This is a genomic window from Nocardioides pinisoli (assembly GCF_024199985.1).
Classification (GTDB): domain Bacteria; phylum Actinomycetota; class Actinomycetes; order Propionibacteriales; family Nocardioidaceae; genus Nocardioides; species Nocardioides pinisoli.
In genome coordinates this window covers 262,932-287,275 of sequence record NZ_JANARS010000002.1, presented here as the reverse complement: position 1 = coordinate 287,275, position 24,344 = coordinate 262,932, and the positions used below count along the sequence as shown (strand labels likewise).

Genomic DNA, 24,344 nt, shown 5'->3' with positions numbered 1-24,344 from the left:
CGAGCGTATCGAGTCACCACTCGACGGGCAGGCGCGACGGGGTGCCGTTGGTCGGCTCGACGCCGTAGCGGCCCAGCACGTAGCCCATGATCCGCGAGAAGACCGGACCGGCGATGGAGCCACCGCCCCCGTCGACCTTGGGCGCGTGGACGACGACGTAGACGGTGAAGCGGGCGTCGTCGGCGGGCGCGAAGCCGCCGAAGGACACCGAGGTGCTGCCGTCGTAGCCCGTGCCGTCGCTGGCGACGCGCTGGGCGGTGCCGGTCTTGCCCGCGACGAGGTAGCCGGGCACCTGGGCGGCCGGCGCGACGCCGTCCTCGGGGTCGACGACCTTCTCCATCATCCGTGCGGTCGCGCGCGCCGCCTGCTTGCTCACCACGCGTGTGCGGGTGGCGACGTCGGTGCCGACGGTCACGCCGTCGTCGGTGACCGCGGAGCCGGCGATCAGGCTGGGCGAGACCCGCACGCCCCCGTTGGCGATCGTGTTGACGGCGGCGGCCATCTGCGCGACGTTGACCGACAGGGACTGGCCGAAGGCCACGCGGTCCTTGGTCTGCGAGGTCATCGCCTCGCCCGGGGTCAGGATGCCGGGGGTCTCGCCGCGCACACCGATGTCGGTGCGCTGGCCGAGGCCGAACCTCTGCAGGTAGCCCACCAGCTCCACCGGCGAGAACGCGTCGGCGGCGAGCACGGTGCCGATGTTGGACGACTTGGCGATGATGCCCGCCAGCGTCAGCCGGATGTTGCCGTGGTCGAACCAGTCGCCGATGACCCGGTCCTGGCGCGCCAGGTTGGGCGGCACCTTGAACCGCTGGCGCGGGAACGCCTTGCCGGCGTCGATGAGCGCCGCCGCGGTCAGCACCTTCTCGACCGAGCCGGGCTCGTAGGTGTCGCTCATCGCCCGCGAGCCGAGGTCGTCCTCCGACTTCGCCTCGGTCGGGGCGTTGGCGTCGAAGGTGGGCACGTCGGCGAGCGCGAGGATCTCACCGGTGCGGGTGTCCATCACGATCGCGGCGCCGCTGACGGCGCGGTACTGCCGCACCGACTGCGCGAGGACCTTCTGGGTGAACCACTGGAGGTCGCGGTCGATGGTCGTGCGCAGCGGCGCGCCGTTCTTCGCGGCCTTGAGGGTGCTCTCCCGCAGCGGGATCCGGACGCTCTTGCCGGAGGTGGACTGCCACGTGGCCTCGCCGTCGACGCCGGCCAGCTGCTCGTCGAAGGTGCGCTCGAAGCCGCCGAGCGGCTCGTCGGTGCCCATGTAGCCGAGGAGGTTGGCCGCGACGTCGCCGGAGGGGTAGGAGCGGATCGGGTCGTCCCGGAGGCTGATCCCCTCGAATCCCGCGGCATCCACCTCGGTCAGGGTGTCGCCGGCCAGGGTGCTCGGCACCCGCCGGGCGATGTACTCGAACTGGCTGCCCTCCTTGCGCCCGCGGAGCGCCGTGAGGGTCTTGAAGTAGTCGACCGAGAGCCGCTCCGAGAGCAGGCGCGCGAGCTCGGGCGCGCGATCGGCGGTCAGCACCGGGTTGGCGACGACCATCTTGCCCTTGACGGAGTCGGCGAGGGGCACGCCGTTGCGGTCGAGGATGTCGCCCCGCTCGGCCTCCAGCGGCACCCGCGCCGCGCCCTCGGCCGCCGCGCGGACGGCGTAGGAGCGCGGGTCGACACCCTGGAGCTGCACGAGCCGGGCGCCGAAGAAGGAGAGGACCATCGCGATGAGGACGAACCCGATGCGCAGTCGCAGCATCGGTGCGCCGCGTGAGGCGCCGCGCTTGCCACTGCCGGTGGCGCGGGTGCTCGGCACTGGTCTCCCTCGCTTCCGGGCGGCCCCCTCCTGGGGCCGACCTGCTCGACAAATCTAGGTGGGCGTGGCCGCGGATCGGCGCGACCGCGCCGTCAGCGGTTGCGGTTCTTCCGCGGCTCGGCGCCCGTCGCCCCGGGGTCCGTCGCCGCCTGCTCCTCGACCGTCGGCGCGGCCGGCACCTCGACCACGATCGGGTCCGGCGCCAGGGCCGCAGGCATGATCGGCGCGGGCGGCTGCAGCTGGATGGCGTTCTCCCGGGTGGCCGGCGTCCGGACGCCGGTGGTCTTGCCCGTCTCGAGGTCGAGGAACACCGGCGCCGACGGGATGACCATGCCCATCGCCTGCGCCTCGGTGGCCACCCGCTGCGGGTTGCGGAGCTCGTCGAGCTCCATCCGCAGCGTCTGCTCACGCGCGGCGAGCGTGTCGGCCTCGGCCTCGAGCGCGGACGCCGTGAACGAGGCCTGCTGCATCGAGGTGTTGAAGAGCAGGAGCCCGACGATGCCTCCGACGAGGACCAGGCTCACCAGCGTCATGAAGGGCACGCGCGGAGCGCGCGTCCGCACCCGCGGCACCACGGTGAGACGCGCCTTGTCGACCGCCTCCTGGGCGATCCGCGTGACCCGGGTGCGGGGTTGCAGGGCGGGGCTGCTCATCGGGCGACTCCTGGGGAAGAGGGAGTGGACGGGAGGACGCGCTCCACGGCGCGGAGGCGGACGGAGGCTGCCCGGGGGTTCTCGGCGATCTCGTGCTCGTCGGCCTGCTCGGCACCCCGGGTGACGAGCCGCAGGGCGGGCTCGGCCCCCTCGGGCACGAACGGGAGGTCGGGCGGCACGTCGAGCCGGGTGGCGTCGGCGAACGCCCGCTTCACCAGGCGGTCCTCCAGCGAGTGGTAGGACTCCACGACCACGCGCCCGCCGACCCCGATGGCCTCGATGGAGGCCGGGATCGCCCGGCGCAGCACGGCGAGCTCGTCGTTGACCGCCATCCGCAGCGCCTGGAAGGTGCGCTTGGCCGGGTGGCCGCCCGTACGTCGCGCCGGCGCCGGGATCGTCGCGTAGAGCAGCTCGACGAGGTCCTTGCTGGTGGTGAAGGGCGTGGTCTCGCGGCGGCGGACGACCTCGCGGGCGATCCTGCTGGCGAACTTCTCCTCGCCGTACTCCCGCAGGATGCGCGTGAGCTCCTGGGCGGTGGCGGTGTTGAGCAGGTCGGCCGCCGTGCGGCCGGTCGTCGGGTCCATCCGCATGTCGAGCGGTGCGTCCTCGGCGTAGGCGAAGCCGCGGTCACGCACGTCGAGCTGCATCGAGGAGACGCCGAGGTCGAAGAAGACGGCGTCGACGTGGTCGAGACCGAGGGACCCGAGCACCTCCGGCAGCTCGTCGTAGACCGCGTGGACGGCGAGGAAGCGGTCGCCGTGCGCCGCGAGCCGCTCGCGGGACATCTCGAGCGCGGTCGGGTCGCGGTCGATGCCGATGACCCGGACCTGCGGGAGGCGCTCGAGGACCGCCTCGCTGTGCCCGCCGAGGCCGAGCGTGCAGTCGACGTACACGGAGCCGGGGGCCTCGAGCGCAGGGCTCAGCAGGGCGACGACCCGGTCGAGGAGCACCGGGGCGTGGCGGGGAGTCGTCATCTGCTCAGCCCTGGGAGCCCAGGTGGGTCAGCAGCAGCAGGGCGAGGGCCAGGCCGCACGCCGTGGCGGCCGAGAACGCGATCAGGGCAGCCGCCTCGCGCGCCTGGTCGCGCACCCGCAGCGGCGCGGATGCCGGCGTGCGCCCCAAGGGCTGGGTGGTGCTCATGGTCTCGACCCCACTGGTTGCTGTGCTCGTGACGTGCTCGGCTGGTGCTGGTTGGCGGTGCGGCTGACACTCCCCGCCAGGTGGCACGGGGCGAGCCGCCGCACCAGGTCCCTGCCCGCTCCCTGGAAGGGGAAGGCCCTCTGGTGCCGGGGAAGTGCCCCAGATGGCCACGCGAGGGAGCGGGCTCGAGACCTGGTGATACGGGTCGCGATGTCAGCTGTGGAGTTGGGTTTTGTGGTGCTGCCTGTGGTGCGGGGTGGTGCTCAGATCCCGGGGAAGACCTCGTCGCTCAGCTCGGAGAACTTCTGCTCCTGCTCCTCGGAGTAGGTCGCCCACGCGGTCGGGTCCCAGATCTCGATCCGGTTCATCGACCCGATGACGACGCACTCCTTGCGGAGCGAGGCGTACTCCCGCAGGGGTGCCGGGATGTTGATGCGTCCCTGCTTGTCCGGCACCTCCTGGCTGGCGGCGGCGAACAGCATGCGGACGTAGTCACGGGTGTTCTTCTGCGTGACCGGCGCCTCGCGGAGCCGGTCGGTGAGCCTCCCGAAGTCCTCCAGCGACCAGACGGTGAGGCAGCGCTCCTGCCCCCTGGTCACCACGAGTCCCTCCGTCAGCTCGTCCCTGAACTTCGCCGGGAGGAAGAGCCGTCCCTTCTCGTCGAGCTTGGGCGTGTAGGTGCCGAAGAACACGCGGCACCTCCCTGCTCGGCGGGAAGATCGACCCTGTCCCCCACTTCGCACCACAGTACTCCACTTCTCACCACCGTCAACCAGATCGGGCGTGTTCCACGCGTGAATTTCGGGCCCGGCGGCGCCCCGGCGTCCGCCGCCACCACCCGCTGCAGGAGTGCGGATCACGCGTGGACGGGGCCGATCCACGCTCAGGACGCGTCAGGTGGAGCGTGGGTGGGGAGGCCGGGCCACGACTGGTGGGGGGAAGTGGGGGACGGCGTGTCGCCCGAGTGGGGGACGTCCGCCGCGACAGCGGCGCCCGCCTCGGTCGGGCGGGTATGTTGCGCGCACCACATACGGTTGTGGCGAGCACGCACGAGGGGACGGACAACAACGTGACGAGTGGGTCTTCCGGGCAGGCGCCCGACCTGGACACCGTGCGGCGGGTCACCGGCGCCGTACGCCACAACATCGAGCGCGTCATCGCCGGCAAGCCCGACGTCGTCAACGCCGCCCTCGTCGTCCTCCTCGCCGAGGGCCACCTCCTCATCGAGGACGTGCCCGGCGTCGGCAAGACCCAGCTCAGCAAGGCGCTCGCGCGCAGCATCGACTGCTCGGTGCGGCGCATCCAGTTCACCCCGGACCTGCTGCCCTCCGACGTCACGGGCGTCTCGGTGTTCAACCAGGACACCCGCGAGTTCGAGTTCCGCCCCGGCGGCGTGTTCGCCAACATCGTCGTCGGCGACGAGATCAACCGCGCCTCGCCCAAGACGCAGTCGGCGCTGCTCGAGTGCATGGAGGAGCGCCAGGTCACCGTCGACAACGCGACCTACCAGCTCGAGAAGCCCTTCATGGTCATCGCGACGCAGAACCCCATCGAGATGGAGGGCACCTACGCCCTGCCCGAGGCGCAGCGCGACCGCTTCATGGCGCGCGTATCCGTCGGCTACCCCGTGGAGTCCGCGGAGATCGCGATGCTCGAGGGGCACACCGCGCACAACCCGCTCGACGACCTCGAGCCGGTCACCGACGCCGGGGAGATCCGCAAGGTCGTCGAGATCGTCGGCCGGGTGCACGTCTCCCCCGCCGTCCAGCGCTACGCCGTCGCCCTCACCACCGCCACCCGTGCCAGCAACGACCTGCACCTCGGCGCCTCACCCCGTGCGACGCTCCACCTCGTACGGGCCGCCAAGGCGGTCGCCGCGACGCAGGGCCGCGACTACGTGCTCCCCGACGACATCCACGGCATCACGTCCCCCGTCCTCGCCCACCGGCTGCTGCCCAACGTCGAGGCGACGATGAGCGGACGCACGACCGCCGCGATCCTGTCGGGGATCATCGAGTCGGTCCCCGTCCCCGCGGGCCCCGGCTCCAGTGGCAGCCGTGCGTGAGGCACTCGCTGCACTGACCGTCCGCGGGCGGGCGTTCCTGGCCGCCGGCATCACCACCGTCGTGGCCGCGATCGTGGTCGGGCACTCCTCGGTGGTGCGCATCGGCGTCCTGGTGGCGGTGCTGCCGCTGCTCACCGCCTGGTGGGTCGGCCGCTCCCGCTACCGCCTCTCCCTCGTCCGCACGGTCTCGCCCCAGCTCGTCGTCGCCGGGCAGCCCGCCACCGTCGAGCTGACCGTCTCCAACGACTCGCGCACGCCCACGGGCGTGCTGCTGCTCGAGGAGCGCCTCCCCTACGTGCTCGGCACCCGCCCGCGCTTCGTCCTGGAGGGCCTCGGCCACGGGTGGCGTCGGCACGCGACCTACCAGGTGCGCTCGGAGCTGCGCGGGCAGTTCGACATCGGGCCCATGTCGGTCCGGGTGACCGACCCGTTCGGCCTCGTCGAGCTCGGCCGCACCTTCCACGCCACCTCGCGGCTGACCGTCACGCCGCGCACCATCCCCCTGCCGAGCATCCCCCTGGGCGGGGCGTGGACCGGCTCGGGCGACAACCGTCCGCGCGCCTTCGCCACCGGCAGCGCCGAGGACGTCACGGTCCGCGAGTACCGGCGCGGCGACGACCTGCGGCGCGTCCACTGGCGCAGCTCGGCCCGCGTCGGTGAGCTGATGGTGCGTCGCGAGGAGCAGCCGTGGCAGTCGCGCGCGACCGTCTTCCTCGACAACCGCGGCATCGCCCACCGCGGGCAGGGTGCCGCCAGCTCGCTCGAGGGTGCCGTGTCCGCCGCGGCCTCGATCGCCGTCCACCTGGCCCACCACGGCTACACCGTCCGCCTGGTCACCGCCTCCGGCGACAGCCGCGAGACCGAGTGGCACTCCCACACCGCCGAGGCCAGCACCATCCCGCTCCTGGAGGCGCTCGCCGTCGTCCAGCTCGACCACTCCCCCGCGCCCGACACCCAGTGGCTGGCCGAGCCCGGCCACGGCGGGCTCACGATCGGGATCTTCGGCGGTCTCGGTGAGCCCGACCTGCCGTTCCTCCGCCGCCTCCAGCACCACGCGTCGTCGAGCCTGGCGATCGCGCTCGACGTCGACGCGTGGGCGCCCCACCTGCCGGTCCAGCCGGGGCCGGGTGCGGCCGCCCACCTCACCTCCGCCGGGTGGCGCTCGGTGACCCTCGGCCCGCGCGACCGTCTCGACACCGCCTGGCAGGAGCTCGGCCTGATGCAGAGCCGGGCCACGGCCTCCTCGGGGGTCGGACGATGAGGGCCTCGTGGAGCACGCTCCCCCACCAGCTCCGCATCGCGGGCATCGCGCTGCTGGCGGCGTGGACCACCGTGCTGTCGTGGCGGGTCCTGACCGAGGGCTTCGCCGAGGTGGCCATCCCCCTGCTCCTCATCGGCGCCGTCCTCGCCGGCGCGGGCGCCCTGGCCCGTTGGAGCCGCCTCCCGGTGCTCGCCGTCGTCGCCGGGCAGCTGGTGCTCGGCGCGCTCCTCGTGCTCGGCACCACGACCGGCTCGATCGTCCCGACACCCGACAACGTCGACGTCTTCCTGGCCGCGGTGGACGACGCCCTCCAGACCTCGCGCAGCTATGCCGCGCCCGTACAGCTCGGCGTCCCGCCCGTCCACCCGCTCCTGCTCATCGGCGGCGCCCTCGTGGTGCTGCTGGTCGACCTGGTCGCCTGCACCCTGCGTCGTGCGCCAGTGGCCGGCCTCGTCCTGCTCGGCGCCTACACCCTTCCCGTCGCGGTCACCGGCGACGCGGTGTCGTGGTGGCTCTTCGCGATGGTCGCCGCCCTGTTCCTCACGCTCGTCTTCATCCAGCACAGCGACCACGTCACCAGCTGGGGGCGGGCACCCGACGGCGAGAAGGGGTCCTTCTCGGTCCGCACCGGTGCGATCGGCAACACCGCCCTGGCGCTCGGCGGGGCCGCCATCGCGCTCGCGGTCGTCGTACCCGTCGCCGTCCCGACGATGAGCATGAGCGTCTTCGAGGGCAACGGGCCCGGCACCCGCGAGGTCGAGGTGCAGGACCCGATGGTCGACCTGCGCCGCGACCTGCGCCGCGGCGAGGACGTCCCGCTGCTGTGGGTCACCACGTCCGGCCCCCGGCCGAGCTACCTCCGCATCTCGGTGCTGTCGCGGTTCAGCGGGTCGGAGTGGACGCCGGGCGACCGCGAGATCCCCGAGACGCAGGCGGCCAACGGCGCGCTGCCCCCGCTCGACGGGGTCGGCGTCGACGTGCCCCGCCGGCAGTTCAAGTACGACGTGCGCGTCGGACCCGACTTCGCCTCGTCCTGGCTGCCGACCGCCGCGCAGACGACCCGGATCGCCGCGGGCAGCGACTGGCGCTACGACCTCAACACCCGCGACGTCATCGCCGCCCGTGAGGACGTCACGACGGCCGACAGCACCTACGACTTCACCGGGGTGCAGCTGACCTACGACGCCGAACGGATGGACTCGGCCGTCTCGGGCGCCGGCTCGGTGGCCGGCATCTTCACCGAGGTGCCGAGCAGCCTCAACAACGAGATCCGGCGGCTCGCGGCGAGCGTCACCGCCGACGCGCCCACCCGCTTCCAGAAGGCGCAGGTGCTGCAGCAGTGGTTCCGCGAGGACGGCGGCTTCCGCTACGACCTCTCCGAGGTGCCGTCGGCGGGTGACGGCAGCGCGGACCTGCTGGCCTTCCTCAACGACCGTGTCGGCTACTGCGAGCAGTTCGCGGCCTCGATGGCGATCATGGCCCGCGTCCTCGGCATCCCGAGTCGCGTCGCGGTCGGCTTCCTCGAGCCCGAGCGCGCCACCAACGGGTCGTGGGAGTTCTCCTCGCGCGACCTGCACGCCTGGCCCGAGCTCTACTTCCCCGGATCGGGCTGGGTGCGCTTCGAGCCCACGCCCCAGTCCCGCGCGAGCGAGCCGCCCGCCTACACCGAGGCCGACTTCGAGCAGGCCCTGCCGACGCCGACGCCCAGCGCCGGGCGCCCCGCCGAGGAGCTGCCGCAGCGCGGCGAGGAGGCCGACGCCGCGGCAGCCGCCGACGAGGAGAGCGGCTCGTCCTTCCCGTGGGTGGCGGTCCTCGCCGGCCTGCTCGGGCTGGCGCTCGTGGTGCTGCTGGCCATGACGCCCCGGCTGGTCCGTACGTCGCGGCGCCGGCGCCGCCTCGAGGGCGACGTGGAGGACCTCTGGGTCGAGCTGCGCGACGTGACCCGCGACCTCGGTCACGCGTGGCCGGTGGGCCGCTCGCCACGACAGGCCGGCCACTGGCTCGGCCGCCTGCTCGCCGCCCCGGTCCACGACTCCACGCGGCCCGACCGTCCGCGCCGCGGGCGCGACCAGGCACCCGAGGCCGCGCAGGCCCTCGACCGGCTCGTCGCGGCGCTCGAGCGCAGTCGCTACGCCCGCGACCCCGAGACCTTCACCGCCGACCACCTCTCCGGCGACCTCGCCCTGGTCGAGGAGTCCCTCGCCGCCGGGGTGACCTCGCGGGAGGCACGCCGTGCGCAGTGGTGGCCCGCGTCCGTCGTCGGACGACGTACGTCCTGGCGCCCCCGCACCCGGCCCGGCCGAGCGACGACCACGACCCCCGACCACGAGTCCACCCGGACGGTCGACGAGCTGGTCGGCTGACGAGCTGGTCGGCTGACGGGCAGGTCGGCTGACGGGCAGGTCGGCTCAGCCCTCTCCGCTTCCTCCGCGCCGACCCTCGCTCGGGACGAGTTGCAGCAGACGCCGGCGCAGCCGACGTCTGCCCGCGGACGTCCGGAGGTGCTGGACGTCCGCGGGTCGTCCCGGGGTCCGGCGTCCGGACGCACGAACGCCCGGTCCGAGGACCGGGCGTGGGGTGCGATCAGGTCAGTGGCTGCTCAGAGGCCGCGTTCGCGGCGGCGACGCCACCGCTCCTCCATGCGCTCCATGAAGGGGCTGCCGGAGCGCTGCCGGCCGGACCGGTGCTGACGGCCACCGTCGACGACGCCGAAGCCGGTGCGGCCGGAGGCGCGCACCTTGGGAGTCGCGTGACCCGGGCTGCGCGCCGACGTGAGCGCCAGGATCGCGCCCGCGAGCATGACCACGAAGCCGAGGACGCCGACCACGGTCTGCAGCACGGCGGTGAGGTCGAGGAGCACGGCGACGATCAGGAGACCGATGCCGACGAGGAGGATCGCGCCTCCGAACACCATCCGGCGACGGGCGGCTCGCTGGAACGACGTGCCGCGAAGCGTGGAGGCGAGCTTGGGATCCTCTTCCACGAGGGCGCGCTCCATCTGCTCGAGCATTCGCAGTTCTTCCTCGGAGAGCTCCACGGTTCCTCCTCACCTTCTGGCCCAAGTCTAGGCACGCGCCCCCACCTACGGTAGGCGTCCCCGGAAAATTCACCCCCACGCAGGTGCGAGCCTCACACCAGGCTCGCCGGTCGGACTGCCTTGGCACCGAACCGCCGGGTCGCGCGGTCGACGGCGCGGTCGGCATCGGCCCACCCGTGCTCGGGCTCCCCGAGCGCGAGCTGGTGGTGCACCGTCGCACGCAACACGAGCCCCTCGACCCGTACGCCGACCAGCCGCACGCGCACGCGTTGGAGCCCCAGGGCGTCGTAGAGGTGGGTGACTGCGCGGTGCACCTCGACGGTGACGTCGGTGGCCTCGGGCATCGTGCGTGAGCGCGTGATCGTGGTGAAGTCGGCGAAGCGGACCTTCAGCGTGATCGTCCGCCCGGCCACCCCCGCGGCGCGCATGCGACCCGTGACCCGGGCCGCGAGGCGCAGCAGCTCGCGGACGATGACGTCGCGGTCGTCGGTGTCGCGCGCGAAGGTCTCGTCGGCACCCATCGACCGCTCCGGCTCGTGGGGCCCCGCGGTCGGCGAGAGGTCGCTGCGGTCGGTGCCCCAGGCGAGGTGGTGGAGGTGGCGCCCGAGGTGGTCACCGAGGGCGCGCTGGAGGGTCTGCAGCGGGGTGTGGGCGACGTCGCCGACGGTGAGCAGGCCGAAGCGGTGCAGGAGCGCCTGCGTCTTCTCCCCCACGCCGTAGAGCTCGCCGACGTCGAGGGGGTGGAGGAAGGAGGTCACCTCGGCCGGCGACACCACGACCACCCCGTCGGGCTTGGCGCGCCTGCTCGCCACCTTGGCGACCGAGACCGAGGCGGCGACGCCGACGGAGCACGTGATGCCCTGCTCGTCGTGGATGGTCGCCCGCAGGCGCTCGGCGATCTCCCTCGGCGAGCCGAGTCGCCGGGTCGCCCCCCGCACGTCGAGGAACGCCTCGTCGAGCGACATCGCCTCCACCACGGGCGTGACGTCGCGGAACGTCTCCATCACCGACGCCGAGACGCTGGTGAAGGTGTCGTAGTCGGGCGCGAGCACCACGACGTGCGGGCACAGGCGGCGGGCTCGGGTCATCGGCAGCGCCGAGCGGATGCCGTAGCGGCGCGCGACGTAGTTGGCGGCGAGCACCACCCCGCGTCCGCTGCCGCCCACGACGACCGGCTGGTCGACCAGGTCGGGGCGTTCGCGGAGCGCGACGGAGGCGTAGAACGCGTCCATGTCGACGTGCAGGAGCGGCGTGTCGGTCATCGCCCACCCCGGAGGGACCGAGGGTCAGCGGCGCGCGAGGACGTGCAGCTGGGCAGCGAGCGGAAGGTACTCGGGGCGGGTGGCCACGGCCTTCTCGAGCTCCACCAGCGCCGCGGTCGCGCCGGGCTCGAGGTCGAGGAGGCTCCCCGGTACGAGGTCGGCGAAGACGCGGACGGCGTGGACGGCGCCGGGGTCGAGGCCCGCTCCGGAGAGGAGGTCGACGACCTCGTCGTGGGTGAAGCGGCGTCCGCCGCGTCCGACCGGGCCGGTCGGTCCGTCGGCCGATCCGCCCGCCGGTCGGTGGGGCGCGTCGTCGAGCAGCTCGCGGGCGGCCTGGAAGTGGCCGGCCATGGCGCGGGCCACCACGGCCGCGTGCCGCTGGGCCACGAGCAGGCTGAGGTGACCGCCGGGACGCAGCACGCCCGCGATCGAGGCGAGGGACGCCGCAGGGTCCTCGACCATCTCCAGCACGCCGTGGCAGAGGACGAGGTCGGCCTCCTCGACCAGCCCGGCCAGGTCGGACAGGTCGCCCTGCTGGCCCGTGACCCGGTCGGCGACTCGGCGCTCGCGGGCGCGCCGGTCGAGCGAGGCGAGGGCATCGGGACTGGGGTCGATGACCTGCACGGTGTGTCCGAGCTCGGCCAGCGGCACGGCGAACCCGCCGGTGCCGCCGCCGATGTCGACGATGCGGGCCGGCTGCCCGTCGGCGACCGCCTCCTCCAGGAGGCGGCGCAGGCCGTCCCAGACCACGCCGGTGCGGACGGACTGGCGGCGCTCGCTGGCAGAGGAGCTCGCGGTCGGCTGGGCCATGGGCGCCACCCTAGTGGCTCGCTCCGCGGGCGCCCTCCCGCGTCACGAGCGCGGCCGGCCGGCTCCGGGCGGCGTGTCATCCCGGGCTCCCCGGGCTGCGGTGCCACAGGGCACGGGACGGGGACTGGTCGCCGACGTCGGCCGCGAGCCTGCGGCCGGCGCCACGAGGCGAGTCACCGGCCGGGCCGACGTCGGCGTAGGGGGAGAGCAGGAAGCCGGTGGAGTGGACGAGGACGCGCCTGGTGGCGGGCTCGTCCACGCCCCGCGAGTCGGGCTCGGGTCTCCGCGCCAGCTCGGCGCGCACCCGCTCGAGCGCCTCGTCCGTCGTGCGTGCCCGCTGCCACAGGGCGTGCAGCGCCGGAAGCTCCCACGCGCCGGTCGCCCGCAACGACACGCCCCGGCGGCCGGTGCGCCGCAGCTCACCGCGCACCAGCAGCAGCCAGGACGAGAACACGGTCGCGGCGTAGGGCCCCTGGGCGTCCTCGAAGAAGGTCGCGTCGACGGGGCCGGTGCCGTCGTCGACGGTCAGGAACACCACGCGGCGCCCGGACCTGATCGGCGGCGTCTGGGTGGCGACCTTGACCCCGGCCACGAGCAGCTCGGAGCGGCTCCGGCGTCGCAGCAGGTCGCGGCTGCGGGTCACCCCCAGCGCATCGAGGAGCGCGGCGTAGGGGGTGATCGCGTGCTGGCTGACGTCGAGCCCGAGGATCTCGAGCTCGGCGCGCATCCGCTCGAGCGTGGTCATCTCGGGCAGACCGGTCGGCCGCTCCCCCGGTCTCCCCGGCTCGTCACCCAGGGCCAACGTCAGCTGCACCGACTCGGCGCCGACCACCGGCCGCGTCGACCGCGACTGCGCGGAGGCGCGCGCCCACACCCCGGCATCGGCGAGCGCGTGCCGCTCCGTCGGCACCGACCCGGACCGCACCGTGGGGTCGGTGCTGTTGCGGGCTGCGGCGTCGGCTGCGGCAGCGGTCGCGTCGGTCGCGGCAGGTGAGCGCGCGCCCCGAACCGACAGGCCGCGACCGCGGGTGCGCGACGCCCGGTCGACGTGGCGCGCGCGCAGGTCGAGCTCGGCGACCTGCAGCAGCAGGTCACGGCGCGTCACCCGCCCACGCCGGTCGAGCGCCTGCTCCCCCGTCGCGATCCCGTAGATCTCGTCGAAGCCGCCGGCGAGCACGAGCCGCTCGAGGGTCGGACGCGAGACCCGGGCCCGGTGGAAGAAGTCGGACAGCGAGACGTAGCGCCCGCCCCCGCGGGCCTCGACGATGCGGGCCACCTCGGCCGCGCTGATGCCCTTGACGTCGCCGAGCGAGAGCCGGATCGCGTGCCGTCCGGGACCCTCACCCGCGTCGTCGCGCTCCACGACGTAGGTCGACGCGCTGGTGTTGACGTCGAGCCCGCGCACGCCGACGCCGACCTGGCGGGCGTCGTAGAGGATCAGGCGCTTGGGATACATGCCCGGGTCGTGGGTCAGCACCCCGGCGAGGAAGTGGGCCGGCCAGTGGGCCTTGAGCCAGGCCGACTGGTAGGTCGGGAGTGCGAACGCCGCGGCGTGCGCCTTGCAGAACCCGAAGGAGCCGAACGCCGCGAGGACCGTCCAGATGCGCTCGACCAGCTCCACGTCGTAGCCCCGGGCGAGCGCGCGCGGGAAGAACCACGCCCGCGTCGCGGCCATCGTGTCGGAGCTCCCGAGCGACCGGCGCCTCTCGTCGGCCTCGGCGAAGGAGACCCCGCCGAACCGGGCGATGATCTCGATCACCTGCTCGTGGAAGACGACCACGCCGCGGGTGCCCTCGAGGATCGGGCGCAGGTCGTCGTGGAGGTAGTGCACGTCGCGCCACCCGTGCTTGGCCTCGAGGTAGGGCGTGATCATGTCGCTCTGGACCGGCCCGGGCCGGAACAGGGAGATGTCGGTCACGATGTCGTCGAAGGTCTCGATGCCGGACTTGCCGACGAGCTCGCGCTGGCCGGGCGACTCGATCTGGAAGACGCCCAAGGTCCTGGCGCTGCTGATGAGGTCGAAGGTCGTGGCGTCGTCGAACGGCACCTGGGCCTCGTCGTCGAGGTCGAGGTGCACGCCGTCGACGCGGCGCACCTCGGCGACCGCGTGGGCCATCGCGGACTGCATCCGGATGCCGAGCACGTCGAGCTTGAGCAGGCCGAGCGCCTCGACGTCGTCCTTGTCGAACTGACTCATCGGGAAGCCGGCGTGGGACGCCTCGACGGGCGTGCGGTCGAGGAGGGTCACGTCGGAGAGCAGCACGCCGCAGGGGTGCATCGCGATGTGGCGGGGCAGTCCGTCGAGCCGCTCGACCAGGCCGAGGAAGCGGTCGAGCCCACCGTCGCCGAGCGCGCTGGCACGCAGCTCGGGCAGGTCGCGCAGGGCCGAGCGGGCGTCGCGCGCCCGCACGTGGGGGAACGCCTTGGCGATCGCGTCGACCTCCCCGGGCGGCATGCCGAGTGCCGCGCCGACGTCACGGACGGCGTGGCGGACGCGGTAGGTGTCCATCATCGAGACCGTCACGCACCGCTCACCGCCGAAGCGGTCGAGGATCGCCCGGTAGACCTCCTCCCGGCGCGCGGACTCCACGTCGACGTCGATGTCGGGCAGCGACCCGCGCAGCGGGGACAGGAACCGCTCCATCAGCAGACCGTGGCGGATCGGGTCGACCCCCGAAACGCCGAGCAGGTAGTTGACCAGGCTGCCGGCACCTGACCCCCGCGCAGCACGACGGACCCCCATGGCGCCGATCAGGTCGGTGACGTCGGCGACGGTCAGGAAGTAGGACGCGTAGCCGAGGGCCCGGATCGTCTCGAGCTCGTCGTCGAGCCGCTTCCAGATCCGCATCCTGGGGGCGGCGCCGTAGCGCCGGTCGATCGCCGCCTCGCACCGGGCCCGCAGCACGGCGTCGGCGGTCCGGCGGGGGGCGGCGTCGACGAGCGCGAGCTCGGGGAAGTGCACCTCGCCGATGCCGAGGTCGGCGCGCGGGTCGAGCGCGCACCTGTCCGCCACCGCCCTCGTGCGGGCCAGCAGCCGCCTCGCCCCGCGCGCGCTGTCGCCCGGCTCGGCCAGGCGGCAGATCTCGTCGGCGACCTCCTGCATCTGCTTGCCGGACTTGAGGAAGCCCTCGGCGTTGCCGCGACTGCCGTAGGGACCGACGTCGCGCAGCCCGGCCGATCCCAACGGCACCAGGCGCCGGGCCGCGTCGAGGACGTCGATCGTCGGCGCGTCGAGGCGGTCGGCGTAGCGGACCGCATTGGTCAGCACCGTCGTCAGGCCGGCACGGCGGGCGAGTCCGGCCATCCGGGCGGCGTGGGCCGACGTGCCGGGCCCCCAGTCGCCCCCGCGCCCTCCGAGGCGGTGGGAGACCAGCTCGACCACCAGGCGGTCTCGGGGCACGACCTCCAGCCACGGCGCGAGCACGACGGGGGCGAGGTCGTCCCGGCGCCTCGTCGCGACCGCCCCGAGGTCCGACGAGGGTCCGAGCAGCACCAGCACGTCACCACCCGCGAGGTGCGGGGCCAGCAGGTCGAGCGTGGCGACGGGGCGACCGCGCTCGCCGGCCAGGTGGACCGAGGAGACCATGCGGCACAGCGCCGCCCACCCGGCCCTCCCCAGTGCGAGGAAGGTGACGCGGGCGCTGCCGCCCTGCCGCGCCGGCAGGTCACGGGCGACCCCGCCGCGCGCCGGCGTACGACGTCGTGGCGGGCGACCCCCGAGGCTCGCGCCCGCCGCAGCACCCTCCGTCGGCACGACCGCGAGGTCGACGCCGAGCACCGGCCGGATGCCGGCACGCCGGGCGGCCAGCACGAACTTCACCGCGCCGTAGGTGCCGTCGCGGTCGGTGAGGGCCAGGGTGTCCATGCCGTGCTCGGCCGCGCGCTGGACGAGGGCGTCGGGGTGGGACGCGCCGAACCGCAGCGAGAACCCGGAAGCGACGTGGAGGTGGACGAACGGATCCGACGACACCTTCGCCGGCCCTCAGGCGACGCTGGCGTGCGGCACCAGGCCGAGCGCCTGCTCGACCACGGCCAGGAACCGGTCGGCGTCGCGCACGAGGTCGTCGGCCTCCCGCTCCGTCACCGCCCGCGTGGACCCCGCCTCGGCGGCCGCGCGCTTGGCGGCACCGGCGGCGAAGAAGCTCGCCCACTCCGACAGCTCGGGAGCCACCTCGGCGAGCAGGACCCAGGCGTTCTTCTGCCGCCGGGCACGCGGAGCCGGGCGGGCCCGGGCCGCGAGCAGCGCAGCGGCGGCGCACAGGGCAGCGACGTGGGCACAGGCGTAGCGGGTCGGCACGTCGCGGGCCGTGATCGCGTCGCGGAGCGAGGTCGCCGAGCGCTCGAGGTAGGAGTAGGCGCTCGCCGGCAGCACGTGCGGTCCGGGGACGGGCGCGAAGCCCGCGCGGGAGCTGGGTGCGGTCATGACCGGCCCCCTCAGTCCAGGCACCCGACGAGCTGCCAGCGCCCGTCGGACCAGTCGAAGGAGAGGTCGAAGACGCCGTAGGACTGCGCCTCGCCCGCCTGCCGGAGGCCGGCCATCCCCCGGCCGGCCTCCACCCGCCAGAGCTCGCGCTCGGCGACGAGGTCGTCGATCGCTGCCGGACGGTCGCCCTCCGCGCCGCTCTCTGGGCCGCCTCCCGGGTCGCCTCCCGGGCCGGCCTGCCACCACGGGCCCGTCTCCACCCAGTGCGCGACCACCGCGCGCACCTTCCACAGCCTGCCCCGCCACAGGAACTGGTCGGGGTCCTCCGCCTCGCCTCGCCGCACCTCGACGGGGTCGTCGTACTGCCTCATCGCGCCTCCTCGCACATCCGTCGACCCCGGGGCCGACCCGGGTCGCGGTGGGGGTCGAGGTCACCGCCACCCGGGTCGCATCGAACACGTGTTCGAACACCCCGAACGGTACTCCTCCCCACCGACAGCCCGTCAAGAGCCGCGACGCCGGTTGTGCAGGACCGGCAGCCCGGGCAGGCGCGAGGAGCCTCAGACGCGGCGCAGGAAGGCGGTGGTCTCGCGCCGCCAGAGGAAGAACGAGAGGACGAGACCCTCGACGATGACCAGCGCCGAGAGCACCACGAAGACGGCCGGCAGGTGGGTGTCGAGGCTGACCACGCCGACCAGCACGCCGACGCCGGCAGTGACGGTCAGGACGGGTCGGGTCCAGGCATAGCCGCCGACGAAGAACGAGCCGAGCACGAGCACCAGCGCGGCGAAGCCGACGAAGGCGACCACCGACAGGGCGACGAAGCCGGGGACGATGGGGCTGTCCCGCAGCTGCTCGATGCCGCCCTGGGCCAGGATCTCCTGCGCCGACGGGTTGCCCTCGGCCCACCCGAGGATCACCTCGTCGCGCATCAGCCAGATCAGCAGCGTGATCACCCCGGAGGTGGCGACGATCAGCCCCAGCACTCGCATGCTGTTGACCACGGATCCCGGCAGGTCGCGCGCCATCCTTGAACTCCCCTGAGGCTCGTCGTCGTTCGTCGCTAGGCTCGCATCATGTCGTCCGAGCACGCATCGATCACCTCATTTCGAGGCGACCTCACCCGGCGAGGCGGCGCCGGTGACGTCGTCATCCTGCCCGACAGCGCCCACACCGCCGCACTCGCCGCGGCGGCACTGGGGTGTGAGGTCGGCGCCATCGCCAACAGCCTGCTCTTCGACGGCGACGGCGAGCCCGTCCTCATCCTCACCTCGGGCGCCCACCGGGTCGACACGACGGCCGTGGCCGAGCGCATCGGCGTCAGCCGGCTCCGGCGCGCCGACCCCGACTTCGTCCGTCGCCACACCGGGCAGGTGATCGGCGGCGTGTCCCCCATCGACCACCCGGCACCGATCCGCACCTGGATCGACCCGTGGCTGCGCCGCCACGACGTGGTGTGGGCGGCGGCCGGCCACCCGGCCGCGGTGTTCTCGACGTCCTACGACGAGCTGGTGGCGATGACCGGCGCGGTCGAGGTCGAGGTGGACTGACGGTGACCTGCTGATGGACGCCCTGGCCCTGACCTTCTCCAGCGGGTGGGCGAGCGGGATCAACGCCTACCTGGTCGTGCTGGTGCTGGGCATCGCGGACCGGCTCGGGTCCGTCGCGGAGATCCCCGACGTGCTGGGCCGGTGGGACGTCCTGGCGGCCGCCGGCTTCATGTTCGCGATGGAGTTCGTCGCCGACAAGATCCCCTACATCGACTCCACGTGGGACGCGATCTCGACGGCCGTGCGGCCCACCGCGGGCGCGGTGATCGGCGTGCTGCTCGCCGGCGACGCCTCCTCGCTCGACCAGGCCGTGCTCGGCGTGGTGGGCGGCGGGACGGCGCTGCTGAGCCACCTCGCCAAGGCAGGCGGCCGGCTGGCCATCAACTCCTCGCCGGAGCCGGTGACCAACATCGTGGCGAGCGTCACCGAGGACGTCGCCGTGCTCGGGGTGGTGTGGTTCTCCCTCGAGCACCCTCAGGCGGCCGCCGCGATCGCCGGCGTCCTCCTCGTCGTCGGCCTGGTCCTGCTTCTGGTCGTCGGCCGGCTGGCGCGCCGCGGCTGGCGGCGGTGGAAGGGGCGGGAGCCGGCACGCGAGGTGGTGTAGGCGGCGCCTAGGGTTCCCCCGTGGCTCGTGTGGTGGTGGTCGGCGGCGGCTTCGGCGGCATGGCTGCCGCTGCCCGGCTGGCCCGGCTCGGGCACGACGTCACCCTCCTCGAGCGGTCCCAGCAGCTGGGCGGCGCGCTGAGCACGGTGCAGCACGACGACTTCACGTGGGACGCGGGGCCGACCAGCACCCTGCTGCCCGCGGTCGTGCGCGACCTGTTCCGCAAGTCGGGCAGGCCGCTCGAGCGCGAGCTGGACCTCCAGCCGCTCGACCTGGTGCGTGAGCACCGCTTCCAGGACGGCTCCGCGCTGCGGCTGCCCGGCGGGTCGCGGGCCGCCCAGCTCGCCGCGTTCGAGGCCCTCGGCGAGGGCTTGGGCCGGCAGTGGGTCGACCACGTCGCCTCCTACGGTGAGCCGTGGGAGCTGCTGCGCCGCGAGTGGTACGAGCGCCCCTTCGACCCGGACGTCGCGCCTCGCGAGCTCCTGTCCCTGCTCGACCGGCGCGAGTCGCTGCACAAGCGGCTGCGCCGCGTGCTGCGCGACGAACGGCTGCGGCTGGTCGCCGGTCACCGCGTCGTCATGGACGGTCACGACCCGCGCCAGGCGCCCGTGCTCGCCGGGGTCGACGTGTACCTCGAGCAACGGTTCGGGGCGTGGACGGTCCCCGGCGGGCTCGCCGCCCTCGGTGTCGCGATGGCCGATCGGCTCGCGCTGCGCGGCGTCGAGGTGCTCACCGGCACGCCCGCCACCGACCTAATCGTGCGCGAGGGGCGCGTCGCCGCGGTGCGGACCCCCGGTGGCGAGGTCGACGCCGACCACGTGGTCGTCGCGATCGACCCGCGACGGCTGCCCGCCCTGGCGCCGTACGTCCGGCGCACGATGCCGGCCTTCCCGCCGGTCGTGTGCCACGTCGCGCTCGAGGGTGACGTGCCCGACCTGCCCCACGAGGTCGTGCTGCACGGCGACCCGCTGCTGGTGGTGCGCACGGGGGGTCGCGCGCCCGACGGTGCCGCGGCGTGGACGGTGCTGGGACGCGGCCGCGTCGCCGAGGACGTGCTCACCGCGCTGGCGCGTCACGGGCTCGACGTGCGGGCACAGGTCGTCGCCCGCATCGACCGCAGCCCGCGCGACCTCGTCGAGGCCTGGGGCGGGTCCCCGCACGGCGTGCTGTGGCAGGGCCCCCGCACGGCGCGCACGCGGCTCGGTCCGCGTACGCCGATCCCGGGCGTCCTGGCGGCCGGGGCGCACGCCAGCACCGGCTCAGGACTGCCGTTCGCCGGGCTCAGCGCCGCGCTGGTGGCCGAGATGGTCGGCCGCGCGCCGCGTCAGTAGGCCGGCTCGCCGTCGTGGTCGCGGCGACGGCCGGAACCGTCGTCTCAGACCGTGATCTGCAGGTTGGCGAAGATCTCGCGCGTCGCCCTGGACCGGTTGAGCGTGTAGAAGTGCAGGCCCGGCGCACCGGCCGCGAGCAGCGTCTCGCACAGCTCCGTCGCGATCGCGATGCCCTCGGCACGCAGCCGCGCCGGGTCGTCCGCGTGGGGCCTCAGGCGTGCGGACACCTCCTCGGGCAGCTCGCGGCGGGACAGCTCCACCATCCTCTCCATCGAGCGGAGGTTCAGGATCGGCATGATGCCGGGGATGATCGGGAGGTCGGCACCCACGGCCGCGGCCCGCTCGACGAGCGCGACGTAGTCGGAGGCACGCAGCACCATCTCGGTCACCGCGAACTCCGCGCCGGCGTCGTACTTGGCCTTCAGCACCCGGGCGTCGTGGTCGAGGTCCGCGGCGTCGACGTGGCCCTCGGGGAAGGCGGCGACGCCTATGCGCATGTCGGCGCGCTCCCGGATCAGGGCCACCAGCTCGTTGGCATAGGTCAGGCCACCGTCGGTGGGGGTCCACGGTGAGCCCGGACCGCCGGGCGGGTCGCCGCGCAACGCCATCACGTGGTGCACCCCCGCGGCGCGGAGGTCGTCGAGGATCGCGGCGAGCTCGTCGGTGGTGTGGCCGACGCAGGTGAGGTGCGCGACCGGGAGCAGGCTGGTCTCGCGGGCGATCCGTGCGGTGATCGCGACGGTGCGGTCGCGCGTGGTGCCGCCGGCGCCGTAGGTGACCGAGACGAAGGTGGGACCGTAGGGCTCGAGCTCGGTGATCGCCTGCCACAGCTGCGCCTCACCGGCCTCGTCCTTGGGCGGGAAGAACTCGAAGGAGAACGACCGCTCGCCCCGGGCGAGGAGGTCGCGCATGCTCTGGCCGCGTGCGGAGATCATGCCCCGAAGCCTACGGAGCACGGCGGTGCGTCCGGGTCACGTCCCACTCATTAGGCTGCAGCGCGTGACGACCTGGGACCCCGCCGACTTCCGCGACCGGGTCCAGGCGGTCCTCGACGACTTCCTCGACGAGCGCGACGCCGAGCTCGCCCCGCTCGGCCCGGACGCGAGCCGGCTGATCGCCGAGGCGCGTACGGCGGTCAGCGGGGGCAAGCGGTTCCGGGCTGCCTTCTGCCACTGGGGCCACCGGGCGGTCCGACCCTCTGTGGACGACGACGCGGCGCTCGCCCGGGCCTGTGCCTCGCTGGAGGTGCTGCACGCCAGCGCGCTCGTCCACGACGACTTCATGGACGCCTCCGACACCCGCCGCGGCCGGCCCGCGACCCACCGCGCGTTCGAGGCCGAGCACCGTGCCGCGGGCTGGCGCGGCGACGCCGAGCAGTACGGCGCGGCCGCCGCGATCCTGCTCGGCGACCTCCTGCTCGGCTGGGCCGAGGACATGCTGCGGCGCAGCGGGTTCCCGCCCGCGGAGGTCGCGCCCGGGCTCGCCCTCTTCGAGCAGTGCCGCAACGAGGTCATCGCGGGGCAGTTCCTCGACGTGTCCGTGCAGGCGCGCGGGCGGGCCGACGTCGACACCGCCATGACGGTGCTGCGCTACAAGTCCGCGAAGTACTCGATCGAGCGACCGATCCACATCGGCGCCGCCCTCGGCGGGGCCACCCCGCAGCAGCTCGAGCAGCTGAGCCGCTTCGGGCTGCCGCTGGGTGAGGCGTTCCAGCTGCGCGACGACCTGCTCGGCGTCTTCGGCGACCCCGAGCAGACCGGCAAGCCGGCCGGCGACGACCTCGTCGAGGGCAAGCGCACGGTGCTCGTCGCCCTCGCGCTCGACGCCGCCCCCCGGGCCGCCGCAGAGCGGCTGGACGCCGCGCTCGGCACCCCGCTCACCGACACCGACGTCGACGAGCTCCGGGCCATCATCGAGGAGTCCGGAGCGCGCGCCCAGGTCGAGACGGTCATCGAGCAGCTGTCCGGCCACGCGGTCGAGGCCCTGCGCGCGGCCGACGTCGACGAGCACGCCCGCGACGTGCTGGTCGAGCTGGCAGCGGCCGCCACCCAGCGCACCGTCTGAGCAGCGGCGCCCCAGCCGGTCAGTCGAGGCTGGTCAGTCGAGGCTGGTCACACCCGGCACGACCGGGCCCTCGCCGCGGAGCAGCACCGTGAAGGGCACCCCGCGGTCGGCGTGGACGCGCGAGCCCAGCACGCTGAGGGCGATGCTGAACGCCTTCTCGTCGGCGCGGGCGAGGGTCGCCCAGCCGTCCCACAGCAGGACCACGCCGTCGCGACCGCTCCCGATGTCGTGGAGGCAGTCGGCGAGGGCGTCGAAGTTCTGCCCGTAGTGGTCGGGGAAGTCCAGCGCCTCCCCCACCGCCGCGAGGAAGCCGGGCTTGGTGGCCGCCTCGGTCCAGCCGTCGACCCTGCCGAAGCCCCAGCCGGCGTGCTCGACGGTGTGGCGTACGTCGGCGACGTCGAAGGCGCCGTGCCACAGGTGGATGCCGGGCGGCTCGTGCCCGGCCAGGACGGCTGCAAGCCCGCTCATCGACGTGCTCGCTTCGCTCCGTGCGCCGATGAGGCTCGACCCGCGCTGCCCTGGATTGTTCGCTCGCTCCGCTCGTTCACGTTCTCTACCTCCTGATGCGTGCGAAGGAGCTGTAGTGGTCCGCGGTCCAGTAGAGCTCGTCGGGCCCGCCCGCCACGATGCGGCGTGCGCCGCGGTGGTCGAGGCCCGGCGTGGGGACCGTGTACTCCCGGTAGTAGCCCATCGGCCGGTCCGGCAACAGCTCCTCGCGGTTGCCAAAGGTGCCGCCGTCGTGCTCGGGCTCGGGGAAGGGGCCTCCGGCGTCGATCAGCTCCACCGTCCGCGCCGCCTCGGGCGGCAGCTCTGCGAGGCGTACGACGGGCAGGCCGCTCGCCGCGTCGGTCCCGGCGACGTCGTCCGTCGGCGACGACGTCGAGGAGGGCGTCGAGGAGGGCGTCGACCGGGCGTCGCCGGCGGGCTCGGGCTCTCCCTGACCGCCCCCGGTGACCAGCCAGACGACCAGCATCACCGCCGCGACGAGCAGCAGGAGCCACCGGTAGCGCTCCCTGCCGGTCGACGCGGCGGCCATCAGTACTCCAGCACCTGGGCGCGGCGCTTGACCTCGCTGCCGCGGTTCTCGCGCAGGGCGTCGATCGGCCGGCCGGGGAGGTCGTCGTCGGTGAAGAGCCAGGCGATGCACTCGCGGTCGTCGAAGCGGTGGTCATGCAGGAGGGTCAGCAGCCCGGGGAGACCCTTGACCACGAGGCCGTCCTGGATGAAGTCGGCCGGGACCCGCGGCCCCTCACCAGGCACCGGCACCGCAGCCGCCAGCTCGTGCTCGCGGATCATGGTGCGCACCTTGCCCGGCGACACACCGAGCAGCTCGGCGACCTGGTCCCAGTCGAGCCACTCGGGGACGAGGGCGGCCAGGTCACGGTCGGCAAGGGGTACGTCGCTCATGGCTGCAGCCTAGGAGAGGGCGCTCGCGGCAGCGAAGTCGTGCCGGGACGAAGTTGTCACCCCGGCGGGCGATCCGTAGCGTGCCGTGGATGCACCCCCTCAGATCTGCACTCGCGGCAGCCCTCGTGGGCCTGCTGGCGCTCACGCTCTCCCCCGCCGTCTCCCCCGCGTCCGCCGACCACTACGACGGCGCGCCCGGCCCCGTCCACGCCGGCAACACCTTCGGCTGGTACCAGCACGGGGTCTTCCGCCAGGAGTTCATCGGCCCCAAGCCCGGCTTCTGGAAGAAGAAGGGCCGCGGCATCGTGCGCACGCAGAACGGCATGCTCACCCTGATGAGCACCAAGCGCGGCAGCGTGTCGGCCACCCTCGACCTCAAGGGCCACGCCTACGGTCGCTGGGAGATCCGCATGCGGGCCCGCACCATGTCGAAGGTCAAGGGCGGCAAGCCGTTCAAGGTCGTCACCGAGCTGGTCCCCGGCGGCACCCGCGACCAGCACTGCGGCGGTCGTGACATCGGCATCGAGAACTTCACCCTCGGTACCAACACGGTGAAGTCCTACGTCCACACGCTGCCCAACAGCTCCTACCGGGGGTTCCTGGGCCGTCACCTGCGCAACGACCGCTGGCACACCTACGGCGTCGAGGTCGCCAAGGACCACGTGTCGTGGTTCGTCGACGGCCACGTGATCAACACCGAGCGCCGCGCCGAGGCGCTCGACCCGGTGACCCGGCAGCTGAAGTTCGAGCTCCGTGCCCGGAAGGGCGCGACCATGGACCCGGCCCGGATGCAGATGGACTGGATGCGCTACTGGTCGATGCGGGCGCCCAACGAGAAGTCGATCAAGGCACCCCAGCTCGAGCTCAGCACCTTCAACGGGGCCTGCTGACCCCGACGGCACCCCACAGCGACCCACGCGCGGCGGCCGTGGCCGG

24 protein-coding genes are annotated in these 24,344 nt (G+C 73.7%); 8 read left to right on the top strand and 16 right to left on the bottom strand.

Annotation, left to right across the window (positions count from 1 at the left end; all coding sequences use genetic code 11):
- Positions 1-13: 13 nt before the first annotated feature.
- The 5 genes from NCI01_RS05375 to mraZ form a co-directional block, all read right to left on the bottom strand.
- Positions 14-1,801 carry a peptidoglycan D,D-transpeptidase FtsI family protein gene (locus tag NCI01_RS05375; protein WP_254180447.1) on the bottom strand — a complete coding sequence of 596 codons (1,788 nt, stop codon included), beginning with the start codon at positions 1,799-1,801 and terminating at the stop codon, positions 14-16.
- 92 nt (positions 1,802-1,893) lie between these two features.
- Complete coding sequence (gene ftsL, locus NCI01_RS05370) at positions 1,894-2,454, bottom strand: cell division protein FtsL (RefSeq protein WP_254180446.1); 561 nt, start codon at positions 2,452-2,454, stop codon at positions 1,894-1,896.
- The gene (gene rsmH, locus NCI01_RS05365) at positions 2,451-3,428 is read right to left on the bottom strand and encodes a 16S rRNA (cytosine(1402)-N(4))-methyltransferase RsmH (protein ID WP_254180445.1); all 978 of its coding nucleotides are present in this window, start codon (positions 3,426-3,428) and stop codon (positions 2,451-2,453) included. The genes ftsL and rsmH overlap by 4 nt, the downstream gene beginning before the upstream one ends.
- A gap of 4 nt (positions 3,429-3,432) precedes the next feature.
- Complete coding sequence (locus NCI01_RS05360; protein ID WP_254180444.1) at positions 3,433-3,594, bottom strand: hypothetical protein; 162 nt, start codon at positions 3,592-3,594, stop codon at positions 3,433-3,435.
- Between the two features lie 263 nt (positions 3,595-3,857).
- Positions 3,858-4,286, bottom strand: coding sequence for a division/cell wall cluster transcriptional repressor MraZ (gene mraZ, locus NCI01_RS05355; protein WP_056607086.1), 429 nt, complete (start codon positions 4,284-4,286; stop codon positions 3,858-3,860).
- Positions 4,287-4,663: 377 nt separating this feature from the next.
- Here mraZ and NCI01_RS05350 point away from each other — a divergent pair, with 377 nt between their 5' ends.
- From NCI01_RS05350 to NCI01_RS05340, 3 genes are read left to right on the top strand one after another with little or no spacing between them, the layout of a single operon-like run.
- Positions 4,664-5,659 (top strand): AAA family ATPase, encoded by a 996-nt coding sequence (locus NCI01_RS05350; protein WP_254180443.1) that lies wholly within the window; start codon positions 4,664-4,666, stop codon positions 5,657-5,659.
- Positions 5,652-6,920: a DUF58 domain-containing protein gene (locus NCI01_RS05345; RefSeq protein ID WP_254180442.1), complete on the top strand. Its 1,269-nt coding sequence runs from the start codon at positions 5,652-5,654 to the stop codon at positions 6,918-6,920. The genes NCI01_RS05350 and NCI01_RS05345 overlap by 8 nt, the downstream gene beginning before the upstream one ends.
- Entirely contained in the window at positions 6,917-9,283 is a 2,367-nt protein-coding gene (locus NCI01_RS05340) for a transglutaminase TgpA family protein (protein ID WP_254180441.1), read from the top strand. The genes NCI01_RS05345 and NCI01_RS05340 overlap by 4 nt, the downstream gene beginning before the upstream one ends.
- A 236-nt stretch (positions 9,284-9,519) precedes the next feature.
- Here NCI01_RS05340 and NCI01_RS05335 read toward each other — a convergent pair whose 3' ends face one another.
- The 7 genes from NCI01_RS05335 to NCI01_RS05305 form a co-directional block, all read right to left on the bottom strand.
- Positions 9,520-9,957, bottom strand: a complete 438-nt coding sequence (locus NCI01_RS05335) for an SCO2097 family morphological protein (protein ID WP_254180440.1) — start codon at positions 9,955-9,957, stop codon at positions 9,520-9,522.
- Between the two features lie 92 nt (positions 9,958-10,049).
- Complete coding sequence (dinB, locus tag NCI01_RS05330; RefSeq protein ID WP_254180439.1) at positions 10,050-11,219, bottom strand: DNA polymerase IV; 1,170 nt, start codon at positions 11,217-11,219, stop codon at positions 10,050-10,052.
- A 24-nt stretch (positions 11,220-11,243) separates the two neighbouring features.
- Complete coding sequence (locus tag NCI01_RS05325; RefSeq protein ID WP_254180438.1) at positions 11,244-12,029, bottom strand: methyltransferase domain-containing protein; 786 nt, start codon at positions 12,027-12,029, stop codon at positions 11,244-11,246.
- 76 nt (positions 12,030-12,105) lie between these two features.
- Entirely contained in the window at positions 12,106-15,999 is a 3,894-nt protein-coding gene (locus NCI01_RS05320; protein ID WP_254180437.1) for a DNA polymerase III subunit alpha, read from the bottom strand.
- A 12-nt stretch (positions 16,000-16,011) separates the two neighbouring features.
- On the bottom strand, positions 16,012-16,452 hold the full coding sequence (locus NCI01_RS05315; protein WP_254180436.1) for an SAV_6107 family HEPN domain-containing protein: 441 nt from the start codon (positions 16,450-16,452) through the stop codon (positions 16,012-16,014).
- A gap of 11 nt (positions 16,453-16,463) precedes the next feature.
- Positions 16,464-16,823, bottom strand: coding sequence for a DUF6504 family protein (locus NCI01_RS05310; RefSeq protein WP_254180435.1), 360 nt, complete (start codon positions 16,821-16,823; stop codon positions 16,464-16,466).
- A 189-nt stretch (positions 16,824-17,012) separates the two neighbouring features.
- Positions 17,013-17,480 (bottom strand): hypothetical protein, encoded by a 468-nt coding sequence (locus NCI01_RS05305; protein WP_254180434.1) that lies wholly within the window; start codon positions 17,478-17,480, stop codon positions 17,013-17,015.
- A 48-nt stretch (positions 17,481-17,528) separates the two neighbouring features.
- On the opposite strand from NCI01_RS05305, the gene NCI01_RS05300 reads away from it, so the two are divergent.
- The 3 genes from NCI01_RS05300 to NCI01_RS05290 are packed head-to-tail and all read left to right on the top strand — an operon-like array spanning position 17,529 to position 19,937.
- Positions 17,529-18,002, top strand: coding sequence for a YbaK/EbsC family protein (locus NCI01_RS05300; RefSeq protein ID WP_254180433.1), 474 nt, complete (start codon positions 17,529-17,531; stop codon positions 18,000-18,002).
- A gap of 13 nt (positions 18,003-18,015) precedes the next feature.
- Entirely contained in the window at positions 18,016-18,606 is a 591-nt protein-coding gene (locus tag NCI01_RS05295) for a DUF4126 domain-containing protein (protein ID WP_254180432.1), read from the top strand.
- Positions 18,607-18,626: 20 nt separating this feature from the next.
- A complete protein-coding gene (locus tag NCI01_RS05290; RefSeq protein WP_308213187.1) occupies positions 18,627-19,937 on the top strand; it encodes a phytoene desaturase family protein in 1,311 nt (436 codons plus the stop codon).
- A gap of 44 nt (positions 19,938-19,981) precedes the next feature.
- Here the strand turns inward: NCI01_RS05290 and metF are convergent, their stop codons facing one another.
- Positions 19,982-20,872, bottom strand: coding sequence for a methylenetetrahydrofolate reductase [NAD(P)H] (gene metF / locus NCI01_RS05285; RefSeq protein WP_254180431.1), 891 nt, complete (start codon positions 20,870-20,872; stop codon positions 19,982-19,984).
- 64 nt (positions 20,873-20,936) lie between these two features.
- Here metF and NCI01_RS05280 point away from each other — a divergent pair, with 64 nt between their 5' ends.
- Complete coding sequence (locus NCI01_RS05280; RefSeq protein ID WP_254180430.1) at positions 20,937-22,001, top strand: polyprenyl synthetase family protein; 1,065 nt, start codon at positions 20,937-20,939, stop codon at positions 21,999-22,001.
- 33 nt (positions 22,002-22,034) lie between these two features.
- Here NCI01_RS05280 and NCI01_RS05275 read toward each other — a convergent pair whose 3' ends face one another.
- The 3 genes from NCI01_RS05275 to NCI01_RS05265 all read right to left on the bottom strand — a co-directional run bounded on the left by NCI01_RS05275 (position 22,035) and on the right by NCI01_RS05265 (position 23,408).
- Positions 22,035-22,469, bottom strand: coding sequence for a barstar family protein (locus tag NCI01_RS05275; protein WP_254180429.1), 435 nt, complete (start codon positions 22,467-22,469; stop codon positions 22,035-22,037).
- Between the two features lie 85 nt (positions 22,470-22,554).
- Positions 22,555-23,037 carry a guanyl-specific ribonuclease gene (locus tag NCI01_RS05270; protein WP_254180428.1) on the bottom strand — a complete coding sequence of 161 codons (483 nt, stop codon included), beginning with the start codon at positions 23,035-23,037 and terminating at the stop codon, positions 22,555-22,557.
- On the bottom strand, positions 23,037-23,408 hold the full coding sequence (locus NCI01_RS05265; protein WP_254180427.1) for an Rv2175c family DNA-binding protein: 372 nt from the start codon (positions 23,406-23,408) through the stop codon (positions 23,037-23,039). The genes NCI01_RS05270 and NCI01_RS05265 overlap by 1 nt, the downstream gene beginning before the upstream one ends.
- Before the next feature lie 89 nt (positions 23,409-23,497).
- Between NCI01_RS05265 and NCI01_RS05260 the strand changes: the two genes are divergently transcribed.
- Positions 23,498-24,298, top strand: a complete 801-nt coding sequence (locus NCI01_RS05260; RefSeq protein WP_254180426.1) for a glycoside hydrolase family 16 protein — start codon at positions 23,498-23,500, stop codon at positions 24,296-24,298.
- Positions 24,299-24,344: the final 46 nt, after the last annotated feature.